The following is a 12,229-nucleotide window of genomic DNA, read 5'->3' as shown; positions in this document are numbered from 1 at the left end:
GGCTGCGCACCCCGCGGGGAAGGGGCCGGTCGGGACGCGGACTCCGGTCGACCGGGGTGGGCCGTCCGGGCGTTTGCAGCGACCGGATGCGGGCACGGATCCCGCACCTGACAACAGGGCCGCCGCCGCTGGGCTCAGCGTCGCGAGGGCGGCCTCGGGGGGCCGGCCGTGGACACCACCAGTCGCTTCGCGGAGGCGCTGGACGCCGAGTCCACCGCCCGGTCCGGCGACCCGGACCTGCTGCCGGACCGGCTGGCCCGGGCTGCCGCCGCCGTGCTGCCCGTCGACGGCGTCGGGTTGAGCATCCACCGGGGCCCGGACCTCCGGACGCCCCTGGCGGCGAGCTCCGCGGTCGCGTCGCTGGCGGAGTCCCTGCAGTTCACCGCAGGTGCGGGCCCGTGCCTGCTGGCCGCCGAGACCCGCTACCCGGTGTTCGCCACCGAGGGGTCGATGGCACGCCGGTGGCCGATCTTCCACGACCTGCTGGTCACCCGGACGCCGCTGCGCAGCGTGCTGGCCCTGTGCCTGCCGGACCCGCTGAGGGGCGTCGCGGGCATGGACCTGTTCTCCACCGACCCCGACGGCGCGGCCATGATCGACGTCTTCCAGGCCAGGCTCGTCGCCGGCCTGGTCGCCGAGCGCCTCGGGCCGGCCGGCGACTGGTCCCCCTGGCCCGCCGTCGAGGAGCCGGTCTGGGTCCGGACCCCCGCCGCGCGCCGCCGCAGCCGGCTCTGGACGGCCGTGGGCCTGGTCATGGCCGCCCTCCACGTGCCCTTCCCGGACGCGCTCGGGTTGCTGCGCGCCCACGCCTATGCCACCGACCGGACCGCCGACGACCTCGCCGCGGACCTGGTCGCCCGCCGGATCGACCCCGAGGAGTTGCGGGAGGACGCCGACAGCGACCGCTGAGTGCCGACGACGGCGACCCGGGGACCACGCCCCCGTCCGGTCACCGCTCCCCCGTCGCGACGTCGCCACCCGGCGTCGCAGCAGCCGACGACGGCTCCGCCGACCCGGACCCACGGTCCTGACCGGGAGCCGTGCCGGCCGGGAGTTCGGTCACCCGGACGACCACCTGCTCGTCGTCGTGGGTGTAGCCCTCGTAGCGGAAGCCGATCCCGCTGGCGGCCACGAACTCCGACCAGGCGCGGTGCTCGTGCTCCTCCCAGCCGGCGTAGTTGAAGTACTCGTCGAACAGGATGACGGTGCCGGGACGGAGCCTCGGGCCGACGTGGTCGAGCACCGTCCTGGTCGAGGAGTACAGGTCGGCGTCGAGGTGCAGGAAGGCCACGGGCCCGGGGTGGTCGGCGAGGAACCCCGCCAGCGTGTCCTCGAACAGGCCGACGACCAGCTCGGCGCCCGGGATCGTCGGCACGGCGTCGACCTCGAAGGCGCCGGCCGGGTAGCGCGAGCGCCAGCTCTCGGGCAGGCCCGTGAAGGAGTCGAACCCGTACACGTCCCTGCCGTCGCGGGCCTGCGCGATGACCGTCAGCGTGCCACCGGTGTAGACGCCGAACTCCAGCGCCATCCCGTCGTCGGGCGCCAGCCGGAGGGCGTGCTCCAGGGTCTCCGGCGCGTCCGCGAACAGCGAGGCGTCCGGCATCCGCTCCTGCGCGAACCGCGCGCTGGCCAGGACGGCCGCCCGCTCACCGGCGGCCCGGATGTCGCGGCGCTCGCGCATCTCGGCCTCGCGCACGGCCGCGATCACCCGCTCGGCCTGCCGGTGCAGCATCTCCTCGACGTCCCTGCCGTGCTCGCGGACGAGGGCCTCCAGGTCCGCACGTGCCCGCGCCACGAGGTCCCCCAGCTCGGCGACGAGGGCGTCCTGCCCGGGTGCTGCACGCCCGTCCGGCCGACGCGGATCGACGGCTCCGCGTGCTCGTACCCGAAGTGCCCGACGGACTCGACCCAGCACCCTCGGCTCCCGTCGTGACGGCCTCCACGGAGGACCCGACCCTGCGTGCGCCACCGCACAGGGACGGTCGGGGCGGCTCGCCGCGTGTTCCGCGACCCGCCCGCGGTCCGTCGACAGCCTCCCAGGATCCGGGCGGGGCGGCCTGCCGACGGCGGGTCGGCACCGGTCGGGCCGGCGGACCCGCTCACGGCCCGGGGGTCGCGGTGGCGAGCTCGACGACGGCGTCCACCAGGGCCCCGCCGTCGAGCAGGACGGCGTCGTTGTGACCGGCGCCGGGGACCTCGATCCGGCGGTGCAGCTGCGCCGCGGCGTCGGCCACCTGCCGGCTCTGCTCGGGGGGCACGATCGCGTCGGCGGTGCCGTAGACGACCGTGGTGGGCGCCCGCACCTCGGCGACCTGCGCGGCGACCGGGTACCGGTCGCGCAGCAGCGACCGGACCGGGAGGAACGGGTAGTGCACCTCGCCGACGGCGGCCAGGTCGACGAACGGCGACCGGAGCAGCAGGCCGGCCGGGGGGTGGTCGACGGCGAGCTCGGTGACGACGGCGCAGCCCAGGCTCTCGCCGTAGTAGACGAGCCGCTCCTCGGGGACGCCGGCCTCCTCCAGCAGGTGGCTGCGCGCCGCCCGGACGTCCAGGGCCAGGCCCTCCTCGCTGGGGCTGCCGGGGTTCCCGCCGTAGCCGCGGTAGTCGAACAGCAGCACCGCGAGCCCGGCCGCCGACAGGGCCCGCGCGAGCGGCGCACGCATCCCGCGGTGCCCGCCGTTGCCGTTGGCCACGAGGACGGCGGGGGCGTCGGCCGTGGGGCCGGGGACGAACCAGGCGCCCAGGGTCAGGCCGTCGGCGGTGGTCAGCTCGACGTCCCGGCCCCCGGGGACGGCGTCGGCGGCGGCCGGCACCGGACCGCCGGCCGGCAGGTAGACCAGGCGCCGCTGGAACGCCCACAGCAGACCCACCAGCACAGCCAACAGGACGACGACGGCCACCGCCGTCCTCAGCACGCGCGCCACGGCCCCATGGTCGTCGCCGCGCCGCTGCTCCCGCCGCCGGCCGGTCAGAGCCCCAGGGAGCCGGAGGCGGGGTCGGCCCAGCGGCTGGAGGCGTCGTAGGTGCGGACGACCAGGGACTTCCACCGCCCGGTCCGGCTGATCTCCTTCTCAGACACGCCCTGGGCGTAGGCCGTGGTGGCGAAGCCACGACGCAGCGAGTGCGGCGACAGGCCCGTGGTGGAGACCCCGGCGCGTCCGGCGGCGCGCTCCAGCACGAGGTCGACGCTGCGGGTGGTCAGCGCGGTCGTCCCGAGCCGCTGGGTGCGCCCCTTCCCCACCGACCGGAACAGGGGGCCGGAGGTGACGCCCTGCTCGGCCAGCGCGGCGAGCCAGGCACGGACGGCGCGGACGGGGCAGGTGACCTCGCGGACGCCCTCGGCCAGGGCGAGGGTCTCCCCCGCGCCGTCCTGGTCGGTCTTGGAGAAGCGGACCAGGACGTCGAGGCCGCCGTGCCCGGCCGGGGTCAGGTCCTCGATCCGCAGCGCGCACAGGTCCGAGGCCCGCAGACCCAGCGCGTAGCCCACCAGGATCAGGCAGCGGTCGCGCGTTCCGCCGAGGGTCGGGGGGAGGTCCTCGACCAGCGCCCGCACGGTCGCGGTGTCCACCGCACGGGCCCGCCGCGGCCGGTGGCCGGCGCGGGCGGCCGTGCGGCGGATCCCGGCCATGGTGCGCCGGACGCCCTCGCTGTCGCCGGGCGGCAGGTGGCCGGCGCTGCGGTGGGCGTCGTTGAGCGCCGCCAGCCGGCGGGCGATGTAGCTGGTGCCGCGGCCCTCGTCGGCCATCGTGGCCAGCCACGCGGCGACGGTCAGCGGGTCGGCGGGCAGCACGGAGGACAGCGACCGGCCGGCGCACCAGGCCGCCCACGCCCGCATGTCGCGTGCGTAGGACTTCCGGGTGTTCTCGGCCTGCGCCGAGGCGAGGTAGTTGCCCACGAGGGCCAGTTCGACGGGCGACAGCAGCCCTTCGTCGCCCAACGGCTGCGGGACGACTGCGGTCTCCGCGACGTCGTCGTGCGGGCCAGTCCGAGAGGTCACGGAGGTCCTCCTGCTGGCGTCCAGGAGCACGATTCGTGGTTGTTGTCCTCCGAGCCGATCACGGGGATGTCGCCTCGAGTGCCTGCATCATGATCGTTCGGGTCGGCAACCGGCACCCCACTCCCGGCGTCGGTTCGCTCATCAGCAGCACTTCCACTGGCGCACGTACTCCGCGGCCAGTGCGAGGAGGTCGGCGTTGTTCTCCGTGTGACCGACCAGGACGTTGCACCGGTGGCAGATCAGACTGCGCGTGAGCCCCGAGGTGTGGCAGTGGTCGACCACCAACTCGACCGTGTTGACCGCGGGTGAGCCATCGCGCCGGGGGCGCCCAGTGGTGAGCAGCGGCAGGTCCCCTTCGTGGGCTCGACACGATGCGCAGCGGTATCCCTGGTCCTCGCGCATCCGGTCGTGTGTGGCAGCGGCGACGCCGTAGCGGCGCTTGAGGTCTGAGTTGCGGCGAGTGTGCCGGTTGCGCTGCTCCCATCTCCGCTCGCTCTCGGCTACGACAGCAAGGGTGCGCGGGCAGGTCCGCCATGTGCCTCGAGGTTGGCCGCAGGTGTGTTTGATCCTGTCGCGCCCACTGCTCGCCTCATCCCCGTGCCGGTCGATCACTACCGATAAGCACCCTATCTACGAAGTCATCTGTGGGCGAAATCTGCAATCGACCGGATAGATGAATGCACGGGCCGGGCATTCGACTATGGTCAGCGAGCATGACGGCGGCGGACGGGACCCAGGACGACGGCCGCTGCGCCTTCCCGGGCTGCCCGGCTCCGCCGCGGCCGCGGACCCCCGGGCGGAGCGGCCCCTCCCCCAAGTTCTGCGTCCGCCCCGACCACAACCCGGAGTCGGCGCGCCGGGCGCGGGCCCGGGTGTCCGGGCAGCGGTCCACCCACGTCGTGGCCACGGCCGGGGCGCTGGGCGAGGACCTGCCGCCGGAGGGCCGGGTCCGGCAGCTGGTGGGCCGGTGGGCCGCGGCGACCCGGGACGCCGCCGTCGCGGCCGAGGCGCAGGCCGCCCTGCTCACCGCGGCCGTCGAGGCGCTGGACGAGTACCGGGACGAGACGACCGTGGAGGCCCGGCTCGCGCAGGCCAGGTCCGACGTCGACGCCGCGCAGGCCGCCCGGCTGCGGGCCGAGGAGGAGACCCGGCTGGCCGAGCAGCTCCGCGCGGAGGCCGAGGAGGCACGGCAGGCCGCCGGGCGGGACGCCGCGGCCGCTCGGGCCGACGCCGAGCAGCGGATCGCCGAGGCCCGGGCCGACGCCGAGCAGCGGATCGCCGAGGCCCGGGCCGACGCCGAGCAGCGGATCGCGCAGGCCCGGGCCGAGGCGGCGCACCGCACCGGGCTCGCCGAGGAGGCGCGCGAGGCGGCCGAGACCGCCCGCCGGGAGGCGGAGGCCGGGCGCGACCGGGCCGGGGAGGAACGCACCGCCGCCCTGACCCGGGCTGCCGACGCGGAGGTGCACCGCCGGGCAGCCGAGACCGACGCCGGAGCCGCGCGCCGGGCCGAGCGGCGCGCCCGCGAGGAGGCCGCCCGCGAGCACGACGCCCTCGTGGAGGCCCGCGCGCAGTGGAGCGTCACCGAGCGCACCCTCACCGAGGCCGTGGCGGCCCGGACGGAGCAGCGCGACGAGGCCGTCGCCGCCCGGGACGAGGCACGGGCCGCTGCGGCCGCCGCGCGGGAGCAGGCCCGCGACGCCGAGCGGGAACGGGACGCAGCCCGGCGCGCGGAGCAGGACGCGCGGACCCTGGCGGACACCGCGACCGGCCGGGCGGCGGTCGCCGAGCAGGCCCGCCTCGAGGCCCTCACCGACGCGGCCCGGGCCGTCCAGCGCGCGGAGGACGCCGACCGCCGGGCGACAGGTGCCGAGGCGACGGCGCGCGACGCGAGCGAGCGGGTCGGCGCGCTGACCGCCGAGCTGGCGTCGCTCCGCGCCCGACCGCGGCGCTGACCTCGGGAGGCGCTCCGATCCGCGCCGGTGGACACGAGGCGGTGGCCGGGACCGGGGGCCCGAGCGAGGGGCCGGGCGGCATGGCGTCGGGCCGGTCGGGTAGTACGTGTCTTCACCGAGGGCGGCGCGGCAAGGAGTCGACCCTTCCGAGGACTGGACTCCAGACATGAGCGGTAACGCCACACACAGGTTCGGCAACACGGCCGTCCTGGCACTGCAGACGACCGACGCCACGCGGGTCGTCACCTCCGACGCGCTCGACGACGCGCTCGCCGACACCTACCGGCGGGTGGGGCTGCGGCCCGGCCTGCTCGAGCGGCTCGCCGGCATCCGGGAGCGCCGCTGGTGGGGCGAGGGCGTCACGTTCGTCGACGGCGCCGCCGAGGCCGGCGCCAAGGCGATCAGCGAGAGCGGGGTCGACCCGGCCGGGATCGGCGTCATGATCAACACCTCGGTCAGCCGCAGGTGGCTCGAGCCCTCGACGGCGGTCGCCGTCCACCACGCGCTCGGCCTGCCGCGGTCGTGCCAGAACTTCGACGTCACGAACGCCTGCCTGGGCTTCGTCAACGGCATGGAGCTGGCGGCCGCCATGATCGACGCCGGGCTGGTCGAGCACGCCCTGGTCGTCAACGGCGAGGACGCCCAGCCGGTCCAGGAGCGCACCCTCGACCGGCTCAACCAGCCGGGGACCGGCTCCAAGGACGTGATCGCGCAGTTCGCCACCCTCACCCTGGGCTCCGGCGCCGCCGCGATGGTGCTGGGCCGGGCCGACCGGCACCCGGAGGGGCACCGCCTGGTCGCGTCGGTGAGCCGCGCGGGCACCGAGCACCACGAGCTGTGCGTCGGCGACAACGACCTGATGCGCACCGACCTCAAGGGGCTCCTCGACGCGGGGCTCGCCCTGTCCGAGGACATGTGGGCCGACGCCGCGGCGGAGGTCGACTGGGCCGGCGGCATGAGCCGCTACATCGTCCACCAGGTCTCCAAGGTGCACACCCAGGCGATGTGCGACCGGTTCTCCATCGACCCGGCGCTGGTGCCCACGACGTTCCCGACCCGGGGCAACCTGGGCCCGGCGTCGGTCCCCTACACGCTGGCCGGCGAGCAGGACTCGCTGGTCGACGGCGACCGGGTGCTCCTCATGGGCATCGGCTCGGGCCTCAACGTCTCCTGCCTCGAGCTCGCCTGGTGACGGCTCCCGACACGACGGCGGAGGAAGCGGCGCGCCTCCCGCCGGCGCTGCCCGGCCTGGACCCCGCGTGGTCCCGCCTCGTCGCCGTCGCCGACTCCACCGGCGTGAAGCACACCTGGCACGTCCTGGACAACGGCGTCCCGGACCCGGTCGGCACGCTGCTGTGCGTCCACGGCAACCCCACCTGGTCCTACCTGTGGCGGCGGCTGCTCGCGGCGGCCCCGCCCGGCTGGCGGGTCGTCGCACCCGACCACCTCGGCATGGGCTTCTCCGACCGGCTGCCCGGGCCCCGGCCGCTGCGCCAGCGCGTCGCCGACCTCGGCGACCTCACCGCGGCGCTCGGCGTGACCGGGCCGGTGGTCACGGTCGGGCACGACTGGGGCGGTGTTCTCTCGCTGGGCTGGGCGCTGGCGCACCGGCAGGACCTGCGGGGCGTCGTCCTCGCCAACACCGCCGTCGCCATGCCCGAGGGCGACCTCGGCCCGGCACTCATCCGGATGGCCTCCGCGCCCGGTGTGCGGGCCACGGTCACCGTCGGCACCCCGGTCTTCGTGCGGGCGACCACGGCGCTGTCACGGCCCGCGCTGCCGGCCGGCGTCCGGAGCGCCTTCGCCGCCCCCTACCGCTCGCCGGCGCGACGACGGTCCGTGGGCGACTTCGTCGCCGACATCCCCTTCTCCCCCGGTCACCCGTCCCGCCCGGCGCAGGAAGCGATCGCCGAGGGCATCCGCACCCTCGACGTCCCGGCGCTGCTGCTGTGGGGGCCGCGCGACCCGGTCTTCGGCGAGCGCTACCTGGCCGACCTGCGCAGCCGCCTGCCGCAGGCCCGGCTGCACCGCTACGAGGGCGCGTCCCACCTGCTCCCCGAGGACGCCCCCCGGTACGCCGAGGCGGTGGCGCAGTGGGTGACCGACCTCGGGACCGGCACCACCGAGCCGCCGGACCGCCCGGCGGGCCACGCCGCACGCCGGCTGTGGACGGCCCTGGACGAGCGGTCCGGCGACGACGCCCCGGCCGTGGTCGAGGTCGGCGGCACGACGGTGTCCTGGTCGGCGCTGGCCCGGCGGGTGCGGAACCTCGCCGCCGGGCTGGCCGCCTCCGGCGTGCGCCCCGGGCACCGCGTCGCGCTGCTCGTGGAGCCCTCGGCCGACCTCACCACCGCGGTCTACGCCGTGTGGCGCGCCGGTGCCACCGTCGTCGTGGCCGACAAGGGCCTCGGCCTCGGCGGCATGCGCCGCGCCCTGCGCAGCGCGTCGGTCGACGCCGTGATCGGCAGCCGTCCGGGCCTGGCCGCGGCCCGGCTGATGGGCCTGCCCGGCTCCCGCTTCGCGGCCGGCCGGGCGGGCCGGGCCGCGCTGCGCGCGCTCGGCGCCGCCGCCACGCTCGACGAGCTGGAGGCCCGCGGCCGGTCGGCACCGGTGCCCGCGGAGGGCCCGGTGGACGACGACTGCGCCGTGCTGTTCACCTCCGGCGCCACCGGACCGGCCAAGGGCGTCGTGTACACGCACCGCCAGGCCGCCGCCCAGCTCGACCTGGTGCGCTCCACCTACGGCCTCACCGCCGACGACCGGCTGGTGGCGGCGTTCGCGCCGTTCGCGATCCTCGGGCCGGCCCTGGGCATCGGGTCGGCGGTGCCGGACGTCGACGTGACCGCACCCGGGTCGCTCACCGCGGCGGCGCTCGCCGACGCCGCGGCCGCCGTCGACGCGACCGTGGTGTTCGCCTCGCCCGCGGCGCTGCGGCGCGTCGGAGCCACCGCCGGGGACCTCTCGTCCGGGCAGCGGCGGGCACTGGCCCGGGTCCGGCTGCTGATGTCCGCCGGCGCGCCCGTCCCGGCGTCGCTGCTGCGCTCGCTGCGGGAGGCCCTGCCCGCCGCCGACGCGCACACCCCCTACGGGATGACGGAGGTCCTGCCTGTCACCGACGTCTCCCTGGCCGGCATCGAGGCCGCCGGTGAGGGCGAGGGGGTGTGCGTGGGTGCGCCGTTGCCGGGCGTCACCGTGCGGGTCAGCCCGCTGTCCCCCGAGGGCACCGCCGACGGCCCGCTCACCGACCGTCCCGGCGTGGTGGGCGAGGTCTGCGTGCGGGCGGCGCACGTCAAGGACCGGTACGACGCGCTGTGGGCGCTGGAGCGGGCGGCGTCCCGGGACCCCGGCTTCCACCGCACCGGCGACGTCGGGCACCTCGACCCCGACGGCCGGCTGTGGATCGAGGGGCGGCTCCAGCACGTCATCGCCACGGCCTCCGGCCCGGTGACCCCCGTCGGGATCGAGCAGCGGGTCGAGCGGGTCGACGGCGTGACCGCTGCCGCGGCGGTCGGCATCGGCCCGCCCGGGACGCAGGTCGTCGTGCTGGTCGTCGTGCCGTCCGAGGGCTCCTCCGGGCGTCGCCGGCAGCGCCTGGGCCTGGCCGGCCCGGACCTGGCCGACGCCGTCCGCGCGGCCGCCGGCGTCGACGTGGCCGCGGTGCTGACCACCTCCGCGCTGCCGGTGGACATCCGGCACCAGTCGAAGGTCGACCGCGGCGAGGTCGCCCGCCGGGCCGCACGGGTGCTGGCCGGCGCGCGGGCTCCGCGGCCGTGAGGGTGCTGGTCACCGGGGCGAGCGGGATGCTGGGCCGGGCGACGGCCACCGGGCTGCTCGAGCGCGGCGACGAGGTGACGGTGCTGCAGCGTCGTCCGTCCGGCCTGCCGTGCGCGGAGGTGCTGGGGGACGTCGCGGACCCGGCCGTCGTCGGTCGCGCCGTCCGCGGCCAGGACGCCGTGCTGCACCTGGCCGCGAAGGTCGACGTGACCGGCCCGTGGGCCGAGTACGTCACCGCCAACGTCGACGGCACCCGGACCGTCGTCGACGCCTGCCGGACCGCGGACGTCGGCCGGCTGGTGCACGTCTCGTCCCCGTCGGTGGCCCACGCCGGGACGGCGCTCGCCGGGGTCGGCGCCGGCCCCGCCGACCCGGCGCGCGCCCGCGGCCGGTACGCCCGCTCCAAGGCGATGGCCGAGCTCGACGTGCTGGCCGCGGACTCCCCCTCGCTGGCCGTGCTGGCCGTCCGCCCCCACCTGGTGTGGGGCCCGGGCGACACCCAGCTCGTCGGCCGCATCGTCGAGCGGGCGCGGGCCGGGCGGCTGCCGGTGATCGGGTCGGGCGCGGCGCTCATCGACACCACCTACGTCGACAACGCCGCCGCGGCCCTGGTCGCCGCCGTGGACGCGTGCGGACCGGTGCACGGCGAGGCCCTGGTCGTCTCGAACGGGGAGCCGCGCCCGGTCGCGGAGGTCCTCGGCCGGCTGTGCCGGGCCGCCGGGGTCCCCGTGCCGCGCCGTCGGGTGCCCTTCGGTGCCGCCTACGCGGTGGGCGCCGCCGTCGAGGGCATCTGGGCGGTGACCGGCCGCCGGCAGGTCCCCCCGATCACCCGCTTCCTGGCCGAGCAGCTGGCGACCGCGCACTGGTTCGACCAGCGCCGGACGCGGACGGCTCTCGGGTGGCGTCCCCGGGTGGGCCTGGACGAGGGGTTCTCCCGTCTGCGCACCTGGTACCTCCGTACTCCGAGGTCGGCGGACACCGCCCCCGCCCAGCGGCCACCCACCCCTTCACCGGCGGCGCCGGCACCCTGAGCGATCCGGGGTCCCGTGGTCGTCGCCGCAGGACGAGCAGCCCGTCACCGCGATCGTGCGGCCAGGACGCGCTGCTCGGCGTCCGGTCCGGGCCCCACCGACGGCACGCGGAGCACGAACACCAGCCCGAGGATCCACCAGAGAGCCAGGAGCACCCACTCGTAGGGCCAGATGAGCGCGGCCGGCATGCCGGGCAGGAACAGCACGCCGAGCCCGAGGGAGAGGACGGCGGCGACCACACCGGTGGCCTGTCCACCGGGGGCCTGGAAGGGGCGCGCCATCTCAGGCTCACGGCGCCGGAGGACGACGAAGCTCACCGCCACCATGAGGTAGGCGACGATGATGCTGAACCCACCCGCGTCGACCATCCACACCAGGGTCTGGCGGCCGAAGAGCGGGGCCACGACCGACAGCGCGCCGATGAAGATCAGGGCGTTGCCCGGCGTCCGGTACCGCGGGTGCAGCCGGCCGAACCAGCCGGGGAGCATCCCCGACTGAGCCATCGCGTAGACCAGCCGGCTGGCGCCGATGAGGAACCCGTTCCAGGACGTGAGGATCCCGGCGATGCCGCCGAGCACCAGGACGGTGGCCATCACGTCGCTGCCCCACAGCGCCGCCATGCCGTCGGCGGCCGCCAGCTCGGAGGCGGCGAGGTCGGCGACGGGCAGCGAGGACCCGACGGTGAGCATGATCAGCACGTACCAGGTCACCGCCATGGCGACCGAGACGAGCAGCAGCTGACCGATCTTGCGGTAGGGGAGCTTGATCTCCTCCGCGGACTGCGGGATCACGTCGAAGCCGACGAACAGGAACGGGGTCGCGACGAGGACCGAGATGAGGCCGACGGCGCCTCCGGTGAACAGCGGCTGCATGTTCTCGGTCGAGCCGCCGACGACGCTGCCGAGGAGCAGCGCCGCCCCGACCGCCAGCAGGAACAGCACCGCGACGGCCTGGAACACCGCGGCCGGACGGACCCCGACGTAGTTGAGCCCGGTCATCACCAGCGCCGCGACCACGCCGACCGCCGCCCAGGTGGCGTAGACGTCGTACCCCGCCACGGTCCACAGACGGCCGGCGAGCATGTCCGGGAACAGGTACAGCATCGTCTGGGGCAGGGCGACCGCCTCGAACGCGACCACCGAGACGTAGCCGAGCACCAGCGCCCACGACGTGATGAAGGCCGGCCGGCTGCCCATCGCCCGGAGGACGTAGTTGTGCTCTCCGCCGACGTGGGGCATCGCCGAGACCAACTCGGCATAGGTGAGCCCCACGAAGGCGACGACGACACCGCCGATGACGAAGGCGAGCGCGGCGCCCAGCGTGCCGGCGCTCTCGAGGAAGCCCCCCGTGAGCACGATCCAGCCGAAACCGATCATCGCCCCGAAGGCGACGGCCAGGACGTCCCACCGGCCGAGGGTGCGGACGAGGCCGCCGTTCGCGTTGTCGCTCATCGGCCTGCTCCTCGACTGGGACCG

10 protein-coding genes are annotated in these 12,229 nt (G+C 76.3%); 5 read left to right on the top strand and 5 right to left on the bottom strand.

All coding sequences use genetic code 11. The features are described 5' to 3' along the window. The first annotated feature begins 168 nt into the window (after positions 1–168). On the top strand, positions 169–909 hold the full coding sequence (locus tag GOBS_RS12080) for an ANTAR domain-containing protein (protein ID WP_012948575.1): 741 nt from the start codon (positions 169–171) through the stop codon (positions 907–909). A 40-nt stretch (positions 910–949) separates the two neighbouring features. On the opposite strand, the gene GOBS_RS12075 is transcribed toward GOBS_RS12080, so the two are convergent. From GOBS_RS12075 to GOBS_RS29340, 4 genes are all read right to left on the bottom strand, one after another. Further along, a complete protein-coding gene (locus tag GOBS_RS12075) occupies positions 950–1,795 on the bottom strand; it encodes a class I SAM-dependent methyltransferase (protein WP_012948574.1) in 846 nt (281 codons plus the stop codon). 304 nt (positions 1,796–2,099) lie between these two features. After that, the gene (locus GOBS_RS12070) at positions 2,100–2,924 is read right to left on the bottom strand and encodes an alpha/beta hydrolase (protein WP_049788239.1); all 825 of its coding nucleotides are present in this window, start codon (positions 2,922–2,924) and stop codon (positions 2,100–2,102) included. 44 nt (positions 2,925–2,968) lie between these two features. Continuing rightward, positions 2,969–3,997, bottom strand: a complete 1,029-nt coding sequence (locus GOBS_RS12065; protein ID WP_012948572.1) for a site-specific integrase — start codon at positions 3,995–3,997, stop codon at positions 2,969–2,971. Positions 3,998–4,138: 141 nt separating this feature from the next. After that, a complete protein-coding gene (locus GOBS_RS29340) occupies positions 4,139–4,399 on the bottom strand; it encodes an endonuclease domain-containing protein (RefSeq protein ID WP_012948571.1) in 261 nt (86 codons plus the stop codon). Between the two features lie 311 nt (positions 4,400–4,710). Between GOBS_RS29340 and GOBS_RS25440 the strand changes: the two genes are divergently transcribed. The 4 genes from GOBS_RS25440 to GOBS_RS12040 all read left to right on the top strand — a co-directional run bounded on the left by GOBS_RS25440 (position 4,711) and on the right by GOBS_RS12040 (position 10,754). Beyond that, the gene (locus tag GOBS_RS25440; RefSeq protein WP_012948570.1) at positions 4,711–5,949 is read left to right on the top strand and encodes a coiled-coil domain-containing protein; all 1,239 of its coding nucleotides are present in this window, start codon (positions 4,711–4,713) and stop codon (positions 5,947–5,949) included. 166 nt (positions 5,950–6,115) lie between these two features. After that, complete coding sequence (locus GOBS_RS12050) at positions 6,116–7,141, top strand: 3-oxoacyl-ACP synthase III (protein ID WP_012948569.1); 1,026 nt, start codon at positions 6,116–6,118, stop codon at positions 7,139–7,141. After that, positions 7,138–9,723, top strand: coding sequence for an alpha/beta fold hydrolase (locus GOBS_RS12045; protein ID WP_012948568.1), 2,586 nt, complete (start codon positions 7,138–7,140; stop codon positions 9,721–9,723). The genes GOBS_RS12050 and GOBS_RS12045 overlap by 4 nt, the downstream gene beginning before the upstream one ends. Next, positions 9,720–10,754 (top strand): NAD-dependent epimerase/dehydratase family protein, encoded by a 1,035-nt coding sequence (locus GOBS_RS12040; protein ID WP_012948567.1) that lies wholly within the window; start codon positions 9,720–9,722, stop codon positions 10,752–10,754. Before GOBS_RS12045 ends, GOBS_RS12040 begins: the two co-directional genes overlap by 4 nt. A gap of 44 nt (positions 10,755–10,798) precedes the next feature. On the opposite strand, the gene GOBS_RS12035 is transcribed toward GOBS_RS12040, so the two are convergent. Next, positions 10,799–12,205: an APC family permease gene (locus GOBS_RS12035; RefSeq protein WP_012948566.1), complete on the bottom strand. Its 1,407-nt coding sequence runs from the start codon at positions 12,203–12,205 to the stop codon at positions 10,799–10,801. Positions 12,206–12,229: the final 24 nt, after the last annotated feature.

The organism is Geodermatophilus obscurus DSM 43160 (assembly GCF_000025345.1).
GTDB lineage: Bacteria > Actinomycetota > Actinomycetes > Mycobacteriales > Geodermatophilaceae > Geodermatophilus > Geodermatophilus obscurus.
Note: the sequence above shows the minus strand (reverse complement) of the source record. Positions and strands in the feature narration are given on the sequence as shown.